General features: G+C 64.4%; 15 protein-coding genes and 1 pseudogene. All 16 read right to left on the bottom strand.

Annotated features, from left to right (window positions below):
- Positions 1-2: 2 nt before the first annotated feature.
- The 16 genes and pseudogenes from NUV94_01700 to NUV94_01625 all read right to left on the bottom strand — a co-directional run bounded on the left by NUV94_01700 (position 3) and on the right by NUV94_01625 (position 15,088).
- Positions 3-1,088, bottom strand: coding sequence for an ABC transporter ATP-binding protein (locus NUV94_01700; GenBank protein MCR4391503.1), 1,086 nt, complete (start codon positions 1,086-1,088; stop codon positions 3-5).
- Positions 1,078-2,745 carry an iron ABC transporter permease gene (locus NUV94_01695; GenBank protein ID MCR4391502.1) on the bottom strand — a complete coding sequence of 556 codons (1,668 nt, stop codon included), beginning with the start codon at positions 2,743-2,745 and terminating at the stop codon, positions 1,078-1,080. The genes NUV94_01700 and NUV94_01695 overlap by 11 nt, the downstream gene beginning before the upstream one ends.
- 46 nt (positions 2,746-2,791) lie before the next feature.
- Entirely contained in the window at positions 2,792-3,787 is a 996-nt protein-coding gene (locus NUV94_01690) for an ABC transporter substrate-binding protein (protein ID MCR4391501.1), read from the bottom strand.
- A 128-nt stretch (positions 3,788-3,915) separates the two neighbouring features.
- The gene (locus NUV94_01685; protein MCR4391500.1) at positions 3,916-4,749 is read right to left on the bottom strand and encodes a carbohydrate ABC transporter permease; all 834 of its coding nucleotides are present in this window, start codon (positions 4,747-4,749) and stop codon (positions 3,916-3,918) included.
- On the bottom strand, positions 4,742-5,632 hold the full coding sequence (locus NUV94_01680; protein ID MCR4391499.1) for a sugar ABC transporter permease: 891 nt from the start codon (positions 5,630-5,632) through the stop codon (positions 4,742-4,744). Before NUV94_01680 ends, NUV94_01685 begins: the two co-directional genes overlap by 8 nt.
- Before the next feature lie 63 nt (positions 5,633-5,695).
- Positions 5,696-6,931: an ABC transporter substrate-binding protein gene (locus NUV94_01675; protein ID MCR4391498.1), complete on the bottom strand. Its 1,236-nt coding sequence runs from the start codon at positions 6,929-6,931 to the stop codon at positions 5,696-5,698.
- A gap of 115 nt (positions 6,932-7,046) precedes the next feature.
- Positions 7,047-7,760 carry an MBL fold metallo-hydrolase gene (locus NUV94_01670; GenBank protein MCR4391497.1) on the bottom strand — a complete coding sequence of 238 codons (714 nt, stop codon included), beginning with the start codon at positions 7,758-7,760 and terminating at the stop codon, positions 7,047-7,049.
- A 2-nt stretch (positions 7,761-7,762) separates the two neighbouring features.
- The gene (locus NUV94_01665) at positions 7,763-8,629 is read right to left on the bottom strand and encodes a PfkB family carbohydrate kinase (GenBank protein ID MCR4391496.1); all 867 of its coding nucleotides are present in this window, start codon (positions 8,627-8,629) and stop codon (positions 7,763-7,765) included.
- An 8-nt stretch (positions 8,630-8,637) separates the two neighbouring features.
- Positions 8,638-9,498, bottom strand: coding sequence for a sugar phosphate isomerase/epimerase (locus NUV94_01660; protein MCR4391495.1), 861 nt, complete (start codon positions 9,496-9,498; stop codon positions 8,638-8,640).
- Positions 9,495-10,397, bottom strand: coding sequence for a sugar phosphate isomerase/epimerase (locus tag NUV94_01655; GenBank protein ID MCR4391494.1), 903 nt, complete (start codon positions 10,395-10,397; stop codon positions 9,495-9,497). The genes NUV94_01660 and NUV94_01655 overlap by 4 nt, the downstream gene beginning before the upstream one ends.
- An 11-nt stretch (positions 10,398-10,408) precedes the next feature.
- Positions 10,409-10,660, bottom strand: coding sequence for a TOBE domain-containing protein (locus NUV94_01650; protein ID MCR4391493.1), 252 nt, complete (start codon positions 10,658-10,660; stop codon positions 10,409-10,411).
- Positions 10,646-10,927, bottom strand: a pseudogene (locus NUV94_01645) (glycerol-3-phosphate ABC transporter ATP-binding protein). The gene NUV94_01650 and the pseudogene NUV94_01645 overlap by 15 nt, the downstream one beginning before the upstream one ends.
- 200 nt (positions 10,928-11,127) lie before the next feature.
- Complete coding sequence (locus tag NUV94_01640; GenBank protein MCR4391492.1) at positions 11,128-11,337, bottom strand: LacI family DNA-binding transcriptional regulator; 210 nt, start codon at positions 11,335-11,337, stop codon at positions 11,128-11,130.
- A 1-nt stretch (position 11,338) separates the two neighbouring features.
- A complete protein-coding gene (locus tag NUV94_01635) occupies positions 11,339-12,169 on the bottom strand; it encodes a sugar phosphate isomerase/epimerase (GenBank protein ID MCR4391491.1) in 831 nt (276 codons plus the stop codon).
- Complete coding sequence (locus NUV94_01630) at positions 12,166-13,308, bottom strand: ABC transporter ATP-binding protein (protein MCR4391490.1); 1,143 nt, start codon at positions 13,306-13,308, stop codon at positions 12,166-12,168. Before NUV94_01630 ends, NUV94_01635 begins: the two co-directional genes overlap by 4 nt.
- Before the next feature lie 10 nt (positions 13,309-13,318).
- Positions 13,319-15,088, bottom strand: a complete 1,770-nt coding sequence (locus NUV94_01625) for an iron ABC transporter permease (protein MCR4391489.1) — start codon at positions 15,086-15,088, stop codon at positions 13,319-13,321.
- Positions 15,089-15,106 lie beyond the last annotated feature (18 nt).

Raw genomic sequence — 15,106 nt, 5'->3', positions numbered from 1 at the left:
AGCTATTCCTCGCGGCGCAGGAGGTGCACGCTCTTGCGATGCAGGTGCACCCCCACCGCGGTCCCCAGCTCCATGAACCCCTTCTCCTGGGGGCTCAACACCTCTACGTTGAACAGGTCTCCGCTTTCGAGCTCAACCCGATAGGTGGCCATGGACCCGGTGTAGTGGGCGAGCACGACCTTGCCGGCGAGATCGCCTCGGCCTTCGGGGACGAGATCCACCGCCTCCGGCCGCACCACCGCGACCACCGTTTCGCCGGGGGCGACGCCGGCTGTGTTGGGGACGGCAATGCGTTTGTTCCCCGGGAGTTCCAGCTCCACCTCCGCCCCTTGTGCCTGGAGGGCCCGGGCTTGGAGGAAGTTGGCCCGGCCGATGAAGTCGGCGACGAACGTGTTGGCCGGGTGGGCGTAGATCTCGTACGGGGTCCCCACTTGCTGGACCAAGCCCCGGCACATGACCACGATTCGGTCGGAGATGGCCATCGCCTCTGCCTGGTCATGGGTCACGTAGAGGCTGGTGATCTCCAGTTCCTTCTGCAAACGTCGGATCTGCTCGCGCGTTTCTACACGGAGCTTGGCGTCGAGGTTCGACAGAGGCTCATCGAACAGGAGCACCTTGGGCTCCAGCACCAGCGCTCGGCACAGGGCGACCCGCTGCTGCTGGCCCCCGGAGAGCTTGCTCGGGGGACGGCGGTCCAGGCCGGTTAAGCCCACCCGCTCCAGGGCGGCCAGCACCCGCTTCCGGACTTCGCGCCGGGGGAGGCGTCGCACCTTGAGGCCGAACGCGACGTTCTCGAACACGGTCATGTGAGGGAAAAGCCCGTAGGACTGGAACACGGTGGCCGTATCCCGGCGCTGGGGCGGAAGCCGGGTGATGGGACGGCCGCCGAGGTAGACCTCCCCCGCGCTCGGGTCCTCGAACCCGCCCACCATGCGCAGGGTCGTGGTCTTCCCGCACCCGGACGGCCCGAGCAGGGTCACCAACTCCCCTTTTTCCACGGACAGGTTGAGGTGGTCCACCGCCACCACCGTCTCCCGCCGGCCCCGGAACACCTTGGTCAACGCTTCCAGCACCAGCTCAGCGGCCATGTCGCCCCCTCCCAAGGAGCATCCTCCCCACCACCAGGTCCAAAAGCAGGATCGTGCCCAGCACCACCAGGATGATCACCACGCCATACGCGGCGGCCTGCGAGAGATCAGCGTTGTCCACTTCGTGCAGGAGGGCCACGGTGATGAGCTGCCAGCGGGCGGACACGACCATGATCACCGCGGAGATGGAGGTCACACAGGCGGAGAACATGTAGGCCATCCCGGAGATGAACGCCGGGGCCACCAGGGGCAACATCACCCGGCGAAACGTGCGGAAGAACCCGGCCCCGAGGTCGGAGGCGGCCTCGTCGATCGTCGGGTCCACCTGCTGGAGCATGGCGATCCCGTCCCGGATTCCCACCGGCATTCGCTGGAAAATGAAGATGAGGACGATGATCGCCGCCGTGCCGGTGAGCTGGATGGGCGGGGTATTGAACGCAAGGATGTACCCAATCCCCACGATGATCCCGGGAACGGCGAAGTTGAGCATGGACAGGAAGTCCATCGCCCCCCGGCCGGGGAACCGCTTCCGTGACACGAGGTAGGCGATGAGGATCCCCAGGATCCCCCCGATGGGGGTCGCCACCCCCGCGAGCTTCAGGGTGTTCATGAGGTAACCCGCCCCGGTGCTGAACACGTACGCGAAGTTCTCGAAGGTGAAGGCGTGGTTGACCCCCCATAGCTCGGTGAACGCCCCGTACACGACCATGGCGTAGAAGAGGAGGATGATCCCCGAGAGCAAACACACCACCGCGAATAGGGGCCACTTCACCCACGGCTCCGTGCTGCGGAGGCCAGCGGTGGACGGGCGCCCGGTGACGGTGACGTAGGAGCGACGGGTCACCCAGTACCGCTGGAGGACGAACGCGAGCAGGGTGGGGACGAGGAGGACGATGGACAGGGTGGCCCCGAGGGGGAGGTTGTACATCCCGGTGATCGCCAGGTACGCCTGCACGGTGAGCACTGGGTACCGGCCCTGGATGACGATGGGGTTGCCGAAGTCCTCGAGCGACCGGATGAACAGGAGGAGCAAGGCAGCGGCCAGCCCCGGGGTGGCGAGGGGGAGCGTCACCCGGAAGAACGTGCGCAGCTTGGACGCCCCGAGGTCGAGGGCTGATTCCTCCAAGGCCGGGTCGATCCCGGCGAGCACCCCCTCGAGGGTCATGAACGCGAGTGGAAAATAGGCCAAGGTCTCGGTGAGGACGAGGCCAGGGAGCCCATAGATGCTCCACGAGATCCCCCACCGGGCTTGCAGGAGCTGGGTGATGAGCCCGTTGCGGCCGAGGAGGAGGATCGCCGAAAGCGCCAGGAGGAACGGTGGGGAGATGATGGGGAAGGTTGCGATCCAGCGGAACGCGGTCTTCCCGGGGATGTTCGTGCGGGTCACAGCGTAGGCGAACACGAACCCCACCGCGGTGCCGAAGAGGGCCACCAGCGCCCCCACGGTGAGGCTGTTGAGAAGCGGCCGGATGAGGTAAGGTCGCCCCTCGAAGAAGTACAGGAAGTACTTGGGCTCGAACGTCCCTTTGTGGAACAGGCTCGTCTGCAGGACCTTCACGAGGGGGAACACGATGAACAGGGCGAGGAGGGCGAACACAACGAGGATCACCCCGAGGAGCACCGGGTCGTGGATCAGCCGTCGGGACGCACTGCGCATGGCCAATGAAAATGGGGGGTGAGGTAACCCCACCCCCCGCGTTCGGCTAATAGCCGGTGAGGGCCTGCCACTGCTCGATCAGCCGGTCCCGGTTCTCCGCTGCCCACAGGGCGTCGTAGTCCACGAGGTTCACCTGGTCGGCGGTCACGAGCCCCTCCGCCAGTTCGGCTTCGGGGTTCAGGGGGACGCGGTACCAGCGCTGGAACAGGGACTGGGCCTCCGCAGAAAGCATCCAGTCGTAGAAGACCTTGGCGAGCTCGAGTTCCGGTCCGCCCTTGATCAGGGCCATGGCCCCGATCTCATACCCCGTCCCCTCCTTGGGGAAGGACAGCACCACCGGATACCCCTTGGCGAGGCCCTTGGCGATGACATCGTGAGAGAACGCGATCCCTACAGCGACCTCGCCCAGGCCGACCTCGGTCACGCAGGCCGAGCCGGCCTTGGTGTAGTGGTGGATGCGCTCGGAGATCTGGCGCTCGAACTCCAGGCCGTCCTTCTCCCCGAACAGGAACACCAGGGAGGCGAGGCGCGTGTACCCGGTGCCCGAGGTGTAGGGGAAGGCCATGGATAGGTTCCTATCGAATTCAGGGCTCAATAGATCGTACCACGAGGTGGGCGGCTCGAGCCCATGCTTGGCGAGGAAGTCCTTGTTGCTGGCGAAGGCGATGAACCCCGTGTAGATGCCCACCCAATACCCGTCAGGGTCCTTGAACTTGTCCGGAAGATACTGCCACCCCAGCGACTCCGTGTACGGCTCAAGGAGGCCATCCTGTTTGGCGAGGATGAACGTGTCGCTGGGGCCGGCGAGCCACAGGCTGGCTTGCGGATTGCCGGCCTCGGCCCGGAGCCGGGCGAGGAGCTCCCCGGCGGACAGGCGGACCCATTCCACCTTGATGTTAGGATACCTGGCTTGGAACGCCCCGATGTAAATCTTGGCCTCGTCCACGTCGAACGCCGTGTACATGTGAAGGACCTGCTGTCCCCAGCCAAGCAGGGCCGCGCCCACCAGGGCCACCGCGAGAAGAACCCCCAACTTTCGCATGGCTTCACCTCCGCGTGATTCTTTTCCCGTCCTGATCTACACTACTCCTGCAGTTCCCCCCTTTCACCCCCTCCGCAAACGTTGTGGTAGGACACGCTACCTCGTTCCCGGGCGCCTGTCAACGGGGATCATTTGAACCCCATCGCGAACCCGCGCAGAAGGTATTTCTGCACGTACCCGGAAAGGAGGAGGATGGGCAGCGACGCGAGGAGGCCGATGCCCATGAGCTCCCCCCACAACACCTCGTACTCGGTGATGTAGCTGGCGATGTGGATGGGTAGGGTGAACACCGCCGGTGAGCGCAGGAAGAGGAGGGCGTAGGTGAACTCGTTCCAGCACATGATCACACTGAGAATAGCTGTGGCCGCCAGCCCCGGGCCGACCAGGGGGAGGACGATGGACCAGAGCGTCCGCCATCGCGAGGCTCCGTCGATGGCCGCCGCCTCCTCCATCTCCAGGGGGACATCCCGTACGAAGCCGAGCAGCATCCACACGCAGTAGGGGAGCGTGTACACCTGGTAGCCGACCACGAGCCCGAGAAGAGAGTTGATGATCCCCAACTGCCGCAGGGTCACATAGAGGGGGATGGCGATGACGATCGGGGGAATCATCTTCACCAACAGCACCCACAGGAGGAACAGGTTGTCGAGTTTAGCTGGGAAGCGGAAGCGGGCCAGGGCGTAGGCTGCAAGGAACCCGCACAAGAGCGACACTACCGTGGCTGCGGCGGCGGTGATGACCGTGTTCAAAAAGTAGCGCAGGAACCGGTGCTCCCACAGGCTGCGGTAATGCTCGAAGGTGATACGGGTCGGCGCCCAGCTCGGTTCCGGGGAAGCGTACTCGATGGGGAGCTTCAGGGACGTAGTCACCATCCAGTAGATGGGGAACAGCGTCCAGACCATGGCCAGGGCCACGAGCAGGTAGAGCACGGCGCGGCGGCCCAGCCGATGCGGGCTAGGCATGTTCGCGGATCACCTGCCGCACGTAAACCGCGGAGATCAAGGTGACGGCGATGAGCATGACCACTGCCGCGGCGGCCGCCCGGCCCAGGTTGAAGTAGCGGAACCCCTCCCGGTAGATGTGCAAGGAAATCGTCTCCGTGGCGTCGCCCGGCCCCCCGCCGGTCAGGGCGTACACCTTGTCGAAGATCTTGAACGTGTCGATGATGCGCAGCAGGGCCGCGAGAAGGAAGTGCCGCTTGATCAAGGGCAAGGTCATGTGCCGGAATAGGCGGAACCCCGAGGCCCCGTCCACCCGGCCGGCCTCATAGATCTCGGCGGGGATGGACTGAAGTCCCGCAAGCAGGATCAGGAACACCATGGGCGTCCACTGCCAAAGGTCGATGAGGACGATGGACTTAAGGGCCAAATTGGGATCGAACAGCCACCGCACGGGGGACAGGCCAACCGCCCGTAGCACGTGGTTGATGATGCCGAAGTCGTAGTGATACATGGCCCCCCACACGGCGCACACCACCATGGTGGAGAGCATCATGGGGAAGATGAGGAGCGCCAGGAGCCACTGCCGACCGCGGAACTTGGTATTGAACAGGAGCGCCAAACCGAGCCCGAGGGCGAGCTCGGCCACGGTGGCGAGCGCCATGAACTGGAACGTGTTGCTCAGTCCCTTCACGAAAAAGCGGTCGCTGGCCAGCCGGTAGTAGTTCTCCAGGCCGATGAACGCCTTCTCCCCCCGGGCGTAGGAATAGCGGTAGAACGAGAGCTGAACGACGTTGATCACCGGGTAGACGGTAAGGGCGATCATGATGAGGAGGGCCGGAATGAGGATGAGGTAATGGAAGTAGCGCTCGTGAAACGGGGCTCTCGGAGCAGACGATCTCGTCATGGAGACAAACGAGGGAGGGCGAAGCGGTCGGTCACCGCCTGGCCCTCCCCTACCCGATGTACATCAGCGCAGGATCTCCTCCACGCGCGCTTGGGCCGCAGCCAAGGCCTCCTCCGGGGTCATGGACCCCACTAGGGCGAGCTGCAGGTAGTCACCGAGCACGCCCTCGATCTGTGCCCACTCGGGGAGGCGCGGCCGCGGCCGGGACGCGTCCAGGGCGGCCAGCTGGGCTGGGTACCAGCGGTACTTGGCCACCACCTCCGGGTCCTGGTACACACTGACCCGCGTCGGGGGAAGTCCGACCTCCAGGGCCAACGTCTTCTGCACCTCCGGTGAGGAGACGAAGCGCAGGAAATCCAAAGCAGTGGCCTTGTTCTTGGAGGCGCTGGGGATCCCGAGGAGCCAGATACCGATCACCGGGGAGGATTCGGCCACCAGCCCCGGGTGGGGGATGATCTCCACCTGGCCCACTACCTTGGACTTGGCCGGGTCGTCTAGCGCGGGGATCCAGGCCGGCCAGACCTCGGTGGCGATGGCCACAGTGCCTCCCTGCAGGGCATCGCGCAGCTCGGAGGAGTCATAGATCTCCACGCCGGCGGGGGCGAAGGCCTTCATGGCCAGGAAGAACTTGAGCGCGGCCACGGCCTGGGGCGAGTTGAGCGTCGGGCGGCCGTTTTCGTCAAGGATTTCCGCTCCGAATGACCAGAAGATGGGCAGGAACCCGGTCACAATGGGGTTGCCTTTCTTGCCGCGGAAGACGATGCCCTTGATCCCCGGCTCGTAGCGCTCGATGAGCGCCGCCGCCCCCAATACCTCCAGCCAGCTCTTGGGTTCGGGCAAGCCGTATTTGTCGAACAGGTCCTTGCGGTAGGCGAAGAGCTCGACGTTGCCCACGTGGGGCACGGCGTAGAGCGCGCCCTGGGCGTACGGGTAGCAGCCCACGGCCAGGGCTTTGCCCACAAAGTCAGGTTCCGCGGTGAACCCCAGGGCCTCCAAATTGGCCAGCCATCCGAGGCTCATGAACTCCGTGGCCCACACGTCGTCGAGCAGGACCACGTCGTAGGCGCCGATGGCCTCACGGAAGTCGATGACCAGCTTCTCATAGAGGCCGCCGTAGGGCAGCTTGAGGAGTTCGATGTCCACGTCGGGGTGTTCGGCCTTGTACAGGTCTACGGCAAGCTGCATGGCCGCGCCATAGACCCCGTCACGGCCAGCGATGACGAGTTTGGTGGCCCCCAGCCCGAGCGTGGCCACTGTGGATACCAAAAATATCCCTATCACCAACCTGCGTAATCGCATCCCTTCCTCCTTGTCGCACCTGAATCAGGTTGCCCCTGGCCTGTTGGATTTGCTTCCCTCGATCACCCCCTCCTTCAAACGCTTGCGAGGATTCTAGCCCTGCTTTCTCAGGCGGTCAAGCTCCGCCCGGTCCCCTCTCGCTCGGCTGGTGGACCAAGAACGCCCGCTTGGCCAAGCGGGCGAGGTCCTGGGCCGCATCCCGGGTCAAATGGAGGTGGGCGCGCTGCTCGGGGGTGGCCTCGTCCAGGGTGGCCTCGATCAAGGCCAGATCAGCCCCCCGCACCAAGTCCACCAGAGCCGGGCAGAGGGCGGTGTCCCCGGTGACCGCGACCGCCCGACCGCGGAAGGTCAGGCGGTACCCGAGGGCCGGAGCGGGAGCGATGAGGCGGCCCTGGACGCTGTGCCAGTGTTCGACGCGCCGGGCCTGCACCTGGACGTCTCCGATCGCCACCGCCTGCCCATCGACGAGGGCTTCCGTCTCAAGGCGGTAGGGGAGGGTATTTCGATGACATGAGCGGAACGCGGCGACGACGTGCTCGACCTCACAGCATCCGGCCGGGTACCACACCCGGAACAGGCGGTCATGGCCTTCTGCCCGCAGGTAGCCGAGCAGGCTGTAGAGGCCGCCGATGTGGTCCGCGTGGCCATGGGTCAAGAACGCCCCGGCCAGGGACATCGGGGCGATTCCGGTCCGGAGGAGGTCGCGCACAGCGCCGTCCCCGACGTCGAACAGGAGGTGGGTCGTGCCCGCCCGGACGAGGAGCTGGGTGGCCAGTCCGGCCTGGCTGAACAGGACCTCGACCGCCAGGTCATCGTCCTGCCAACGCATCGTCAGGCCTCGGCAATGCGCATTCGGACTTCGTCGAGCGACCCGCGGAATGGCCCGGGCCGCTCGAGCTTGAGGGTGGTCAGGGCGGCAGCGAATCGGGCCGCCTCGTCCGGGGCGTCGCCCAAGAGGCGTCGGCCGAGGTACGCGGAAAAACAGGTATCGCCGCGGCCGGTGCGGCCGGCCAGCGACCGCGGCCGGAACGGGGCCTCGTGGAAGCGGCCATCGGCCAGCACCAGCACCCCTTCCTTCCGGGTGAGCACGATCTCTTGAGGCCCGTGTTCGGCGAGCACCTCTGCGGCGCGCCGAGGGTCCTGCTGGCCGGTCAGGGCCGCGGCCTCACGGTCGTCCACCTTGAGGTAGCGGACGAGGGGCAAACCCTGGTCGGCCCACGGCCACCCATCGGTGACGAGCTCCTTGCCCACCCGCTTGCGCAAGATACCTTGGGCGTCGAGCGCAACCGGGCCCCGAGCGGCCACCGCCCGGAGGAAAGGCAAATCGATCTCATCGGTGATGATCGTGCCCACGTAGTAGAGGCGCGCCGCGAGGTCAGGGAGGTCCTCGGGGCGGAACGTGCCGGCAAAGCCCCGCTCGTAGCAACGGCGTTTGTCGGAGGCCGGGTCCGGGAGGAGGTTCTCGATCCCTGTGGTTCCATTGGTGAAGACCGGAAACAGCGTGGCCCCGGACGCCCGGAGCTCATCAAGGAGGCGCGTGTCCTCCTTCGCGAGCCGGGTCACCACGGCCACGCGGAGCCCGAGGGCAAGGAGCACCATCCCCCCGTAGTACACCGCGCCCCCCAGGGCTTCGGAGGCGTTCCCGCCGACCACGATCCGCCCCTTGTCCAAGTGGCCAATGCAGAGAACGTCGAGCACCTTTTCTCCTACGCTCCTTGGACTGACTTCTGCAGGTCCTGCAGCGCTGTTGAAGCCAACCCCACCTCGAAGAATCGCGGTTTGAGCTCGAGCACATAGGCGCCGCGGTACCAACGTTTCATGGCCGCGAATACGTCGCGATAGGGAATACATCCCCAACCCAAAGGGAGGTGGAGATCCCCCTCTCCTAGGGGAAGCCCTTCGACATATGGCTCGAGGGTGGCTATCTCGCCGAGGCCGAAATTGTCGTGGACGTGGACGTGGCAAATGTAGGGAGCACTCTCCGCTATGGCTTTCAAGAGCTCGGCAGTCTGCCCCTGTACCGTGAGGAAGAGATGAGCGATATCGCAGCAAACGCGTACCCCTCGGCATGCTACCGTGTCCACGAGCGACGTCACGCGCCTCACATCGGTGCGGTTGTTCTCCACACAGATCGTTATCCCTTCCGCCTCGGCCACCTTTCCCAGACGCTGCAAGGCCTTGACCTCGGACTCCTGAGCCGCTTGTGCAGGATGTTCACCTGTAGCGAGACCCTCGTGGTACACGAAATGAGTGGCCCGGATCTCTGCGGAGAACTCAAGGCAAGCCATGAAAAGCTCGGATTGTAGCGAGGCGCGACGGATGTCCTGGAGGTTTAGGCAGTTTGGCGCATGTACAGTATACCGCACCGGATAACCATTAAGCGTCCGCTTCACCACGTTCAAACGTGGCCGGAAGAGCTTGCCGTGCGCGATCACGTCAAGGCCGTTGACCGCCACCTCGGCCAAATCCCCCCCACCGCGGACCACGGTAGCCAAGTCCTCTTCAAGCACCGTTAGTGAGCCATCGAGTCTCCGCGCATGCAGGTTAAGGCCGATTGGATTGGTCACCGTTCCTCCTCCATAATCGCCTTGATCTCCGCCAGACAGCGGGCATAATACTGCTCGTATCGGGGGGAAATCTCCAACGTGATGCTGAGGTCTGTCCCTTTTAGGATGTTCAGCCCTTGGTGGTACGGGACCTCTCCCCAGCCGAGGGGCAGGTGATGCAGCGTCCCATAAACCAGCGCCGACCGCTGCGGCAACGCTCCGGCGATGGACATTGGCATGTGGACCCCCCGTCCATGGGCATCGTGCAGGTGAACGTGAGTGACATAAGGCTTGGCATGGGCCAATGCTCCGAGGAAGTCGAATCCGTAGTACTTGGCCGCACTGTACGCATGGCCGAAGTCCAAGCATATCCCTACATTCTCCTTGCCGACTTGCTCGACGATGTGCACGAGCGAATCCAATCGATCTCCCAGGAGGTATCGGTCGAGGTATGGGGGGAGGTTCTCGATGCACAGCGCCACCTCTCGCTGGGCGGCGAAGGCCGCGATCTCACGCAGCGTTTCCACAAAGCAGGTCTGCGCCGAAGTGATCGCGTCGTATCGGCTCGCCCACACGAGAGGAACGTGCCCGGTATGGAAGACCACAAGCCGACTCCCCACCGTGGCAGCTAACTCGATGGTGGCCTGAGCGATCCGTGCCTCAAGATCCCGACCGGTAACCGCCGCGAGGTTCAGCGGGTCCGGGCCGTGGATGACGTAATCCAACGGGAAATGTGACAGTACGTTGACAAGGGCTTCAACCCGATCGGGGATCGGTCGCCCTCCGCTAATCACTTCCAAGCCCTCCACACCGACCTCGGCGTAATCGAAACCGAGCTCCTGCAAAGAGGTGAGCACCCGCTGGAGGTATGCAGGGTCGTTGAACGTCTTTTCGCTGTCTACATTTAGCCCGTAACGCACCACAGCTCCTTTCACCAACCTGGCACGAGCAAAGCTTCCCCGCTCGTCGAATCGAACAGATAGACCCGGTCCGGAAGGACGTGCCATCGCACCCGGTCGCCTGGACGCAGCCGAACCTCAGGGGGGGCGAGCGCTTTAAGCATCGTTTCGCGCACCTTAATCGTAACCAGGGTCTCGCGACCTAGCGGTTCCACGACGTAGACCTCAGCCTCTGAAGGCTGCTCCGGCTCGACCTTTATGTCCTCCGGCCGCAGCCCCAACACCAACCTGCGATTCCCGACCTGCCCGATTCGATGCGCCCGGTCAGGAGACAGGGGCACCCGTAGACACTCATGGTGCAGGAAGCATGCGCCCCCTGTTGTCTCCAGTGAAACCTCAAGGAAATTCATAGGGGGGGTCCCCATGAACCCGGCGACAAAGAGATTGTCTGGGGAGAGGTACAACTCCTCAGGAGCACCAACCTGTTGGAGCTTCCCCTCATGCAGGACGGCGATTCGGTCTGCCATGGTCATGGCTTCCAGCTGGTCATGAAGGGCCCGGCGATGGGCGCAAGGACGCCAATCAACCCTACAAACCACAAGAGACGTCGCATGATCTCACCCCTTCTTGTTCTTGGCTAGAGGGCATACAATACTACTGGACCGGATATCACCCCCTTAGAGCTTGTGTAAACGCTTGCAAAACAACGCATTCTACCGGCTCACCGGTCGGTCGGCAAGGGCGGTGCTCCTCACCGATCGTCCACCATGTGAGGAGCGCACGCCGCGCGTATCAGGCGCAAGGCGAGGGCGTTCCGCTCATAGCCGAGTTCCGCGGTCAGCCGGCGGATGCGGCCTTCGTCTCCCCCCGGAGGCCGGAGGAGCGGCAAGTCGTCGAGAGCCCGGGATACGGTGGACAGGGAGACCCCGGCCGCCCGGGCCATGTCCCGGGTGGTGACCAAGTCAGGCCTCGACCACCTTGGACCAGACCCGGCTTAGGAAGTCCCGGCCGGATACGAAGTCACTCTCCCTGCCCGCCAGCTCCAAGAACAGCGGGAACCCACAGCCGTGACGGAGGTAGGCGAAGAGGAACGCCCTCCAGTCGATCGTTCCCTGCCCGGGTGGGAGGTGATCGTCCGCCGTGCCGTCGTTGTCGTGCACGTGAGCGGCACGAATCCGCTCCGGCCCCAGCGCATGGAAGAACTGAACCGGGTCTCCGTTGAGCACTTGGGCATGCCCCAAGTCCAGGGTGAACCCGACCGGATTCAGCCCATCGATGAGCCCATGGAGCTGGGGCACGGTGAACCCACACTTGGCCTTTTCCCCCTCGGCTGGGTTCTGGTTCTCCACACCGATCGCCACCTGGCCGCCGTGCTCGACCATGCGCTCCAGAGCCTGGATCGTGTTTTCCCGGCAACGGGCCAGGAGGTCCGGATCGGCGTACTTTTTCTCCACCCAACCTGGGTGCACGGTGTAGGTCTTCGCTTCCATCTCCTCCGCCCATTCCAGTGCCCGGAGGTGCTCGTCCACCGCCGCCTGCCATCGGTGGGGGAGGAGGGAACCGATGTTCGTATACGGCCCGTGCACGGAGATCCACAGGCCCTCCTCGCGCTGTACCTCGGCGATGCGGCGGACCAGCGCCGGAGACCACCGGTCGGGGAGGATGAACGGGAGCTCGTGCTTGAACTCCACCCCATGGAAGCCGTGCCGACGGCAGAGCTCGATCATGTCCCACCATGTCCCCTTGTATGCACGGCCGGGGGCGATGCCGATCGGCAACCGTTGCCGGTTCATGCTCCTCCCTTTTGTGGGGAGAAGCCGAACGAGGTGATCAGTGTCCCCTCGCGTGCGTCGAACACGTTTCCCCGCTTGAGGCCCAGCCAGAACGGTTGGTTGGGACCGAGACAGGCGTGCTCCTCACCTGGGCCCTTGAGCACCACTTCTTCTCCTCCGGGGGTCAGCCGGCCGTAGGTGATGCACTCCGCTCCCGTGGGCAGGGTGGCATAGACCGTAGCGGGGAGGTATCCAGCCCGTGGTTCGACGGAGAACCCCATGTCCTCGGGCCGCACGTTGACCACGACTTCCGCCCCCTCCGGCAGCGCCTTGGAGTCAGGGAGAAGGAGAGGCACGTCCGGGTTCCACTTGAGGGCAACGCTCGCCGGCGGCCCGGCGGAGGCCACCACCGCCGGGAACAGGTTGGTGGTCGGGTTGCCCATGAACTCGGCCACGAACAGGTTGCTCGGGAAGTGGTAGACCTCTTGGGGTGTGCCCATCTGCTGCACCACCCCATCCTTCATCACCGCGATCCGCGTGGACAGGGTGAGGGCTTCCAACTGGTCGTGGGTCACGTACACCGTGGTCGCTCCGATCTCGGTGTGTAGCCGCTTGAGCTCGGCCCGGAGCGTCATTCGCAGTTTGGCATCGAGGTTCGAGAGGGGTTCGTCAAACAGCAATATCTCCGGTTGGACCACCACCGCCCGGGCCAGCGCCACCCGCTGTTGTTGCCCGCCGGAGAGCTCATTCGGGAAACGCCTCTCCAGCCCGCCCAGCCCCAGGAGGTCGAGGACCTCCCGGACGCGGCGCTTGATCTCCTGCTTCCCGAACCCCTTCTTGGCCAGCCCGAACGCGACATTCTGGGAGACCATCATGTGAGGCCACAGCGCATAGCTTTGAAACACCATCCCGATACCTCGCCCGCCAGGGGGGACCATCACCTCACGCACGCTGGAGAACACGCAGCGCTCGCCGATGAAGACCTCGCCCTGATCCGGCTCTTCCAATCCTGCAAGGCAGCGCAGGGTCGTGGTCTTGCCGCAGCCCGAAGGGCCGAGGAGGGTCACGAACTCGCCGGATGCGATGGACAAGTCCAGGCTGTGGACAGCAATCACTTTCCCGAACCGTTTGGTCAGGCTGCGGATGGTGATTTCCGGCATCTCGGCCTCCTCACAATTCGAACTTTCCCCCCAACCGTCGGATCACGAAGTGGCCGGTCAGGGTGATCACGACGATGAGGAGCATCACAGCGTAGGCAAGTTGGGTGAACCCTTGGGATTGGTATCCCCAAATAACGGAGGTCATGACGCGGGTTTGGGGAGTGACCAGGAGCACGATCAAGTCCAGCGTGCGCATTGCGGTGATGAAGGTGAGGAGGGCGGCGGACATCACCCCGCTCTTGGCAAGAGGCAGCACGATTCGTACGAACCGTCTCCCCCACCGCGCCCCGTGGAGGTTGGCCGCTTCCTCGAGCGACGGGTCAATCTGGTGCATCGCGGAGATGCCCGAGCTGGAGGAGAAGGGCAGATACTTGATCGTACAGGCCAACACCAGCAGAGCCATCGTCCCGTACAGGGCCGGGAGGGGCCCCCACGACCGGGCGAATAGGCTGAGGTAGATCCCGCCGAACGCGAGCCCGGGGATCATGTAGGGAATGAAACTGAGGATCTCGATGGACCGCGACATCACCGTTCCACGCCTGCGTACCACGGCGTACCCGATGAGGAGACCGAGAACCCCGCTGACGAGCGCGGTGATCCCGGCCAAGGTGACCGAGTTCTTGATCGCCCCCAGGATGAACGGGCTCCGGAAGATCCCGGGCTGTCCGTCGGCCAGCATCCGTTCTCCTTGCCCGATCCAGTAGTATCCGGTGAAGTTGGATAGCGAGTACTGACCTTCGTAGCGCATGAGCGTCTCCAGGGCGATCAAGCCCAACGGGGCGAGGACGAACACGACGATAAACGCCCCTAGGAGCGCCACGGCCGGGATCCGCCATCCTCCGAGTCGCACCGGACGATGGTAGGCTCCCTTCCCGGTGATCGTGGTGAACCGCTTGCGCGTGCCGATGAGCTTCTGATTGGTGAACACCACAAGCGAGGTGGCCAGGATGAGGATCAACGTCAGCACGTAGCCCTGGCTATGTTGGCGGGAGCTCAGCGCCCAGTAGACCCGCGTGGATAGGGTGTAGTACCCGACGGGCAACCCAAGGAAGGCCTGGGTCCCGAACTCCCCCAACCCCCTCCCGAAGGTGAGGACGAACGCCGATCCCAGGGCCGGGAGCACGAGGGGCAGGGTGATCTTACGGAACACCTCGAGTTTACCTGCCCCCAGGACCTCCGCGCTCTCCTCGAGCTGGGCGTCCACCGTCGCCAGCGCGCCCCTCATGAGCACGAACGCATAGGGGATGTAGTGCACCGCGAGTGCGATCACGATCGGGAGAAGCCCGTAGCTCGCCCAGGCCGGCGGGTTGACCCCAAACAACGCGCGCACGAGGCCAGGCCGTCCGCCGAACTGCTCGCTTTTGAACACGGTGAGCCAGGCCAGGGCCACCGTCCAGGAAGGCATGATGTAGGGGACGATCAGGACCGAGTTGAAAAAACCCTTTGCAGGGAGGTCGGTCCGCGCCACGAGCCACGCGAACAGGGTTCCGAGGGGGAGGGCCAGCGCACAGATGAGGACGGCGATGAGAAGGCTGCGTGATACTGGCACCCAGAAGATCGCCTGTGCCAAAGGGCCGAACAGGGTGCGGTGCCAGTAGAAGGTGGTGGGCTCTCCCGGCAGGACCCCCTTGACGTAGCGGGGACCCGAGGAATCGAAGCGGAACGAGCTGACCGCCATATTTCCCAGGGGGATGGCCACGAACACGAGCAGCCCGAGGATCAGGGCCAGCCCCCATATCCGCTCCGGCTGGCGAAGGAGGCGCAGCAGGGGACGCCGCACGCTGAGTCTGTTACCCGG

The sequence above is a fragment of the Candidatus Acetothermia bacterium genome, assembly GCA_024653305.1.
Lineage (GTDB): Bacteria > Bipolaricaulota > Bipolaricaulia > Bipolaricaulales > Bipolaricaulaceae > JACIWI01.
The sequence above is the reverse complement of the archived record's forward strand: the minus strand, read 5'-3'. Positions and strand labels throughout refer to the sequence as shown.

What these genes read in the sequence shown, in the direction of transcription:
- NUV94_01700 (MCR4391503.1), bottom strand. Translation starts at nt 1,088, where the DNA reads ATGGCCGCTGAGCTGGTGCTGGAAGCGTTGACCAAGGTGTTCCGGGGC.
- NUV94_01695 (MCR4391502.1), bottom strand. Translation starts at nt 2,745, where the DNA reads ATGCGCAGTGCGTCCCGACGGCTGATCCACGACCCGGTGCTCCTCGGG.
- NUV94_01690 (MCR4391501.1), bottom strand. Translation starts at nt 3,787, where the DNA reads ATGCGAAAGTTGGGGGTTCTTCTCGCGGTGGCCCTGGTGGGCGCGGCC.
- NUV94_01685 (MCR4391500.1), bottom strand. Translation starts at nt 4,749, where the DNA reads ATGCCTAGCCCGCATCGGCTGGGCCGCCGCGCCGTGCTCTACCTGCTC.
- NUV94_01680 (MCR4391499.1), bottom strand. Translation starts at nt 5,632, where the DNA reads ATGACGAGATCGTCTGCTCCGAGAGCCCCGTTTCACGAGCGCTACTTC.
- NUV94_01675 (MCR4391498.1), bottom strand. Translation starts at nt 6,931, where the DNA reads ATGCGATTACGCAGGTTGGTGATAGGGATATTTTTGGTATCCACAGTG.
- NUV94_01670 (MCR4391497.1), bottom strand. Translation starts at nt 7,760, where the DNA reads ATGCGTTGGCAGGACGATGACCTGGCGGTCGAGGTCCTGTTCAGCCAG.
- NUV94_01635 (MCR4391491.1), bottom strand. Translation starts at nt 12,169, where the DNA reads ATGAACCGGCAACGGTTGCCGATCGGCATCGCCCCCGGCCGTGCATAC.
- NUV94_01630 (MCR4391490.1), bottom strand. Translation starts at nt 13,308, where the DNA reads ATGCCGGAAATCACCATCCGCAGCCTGACCAAACGGTTCGGGAAAGTG.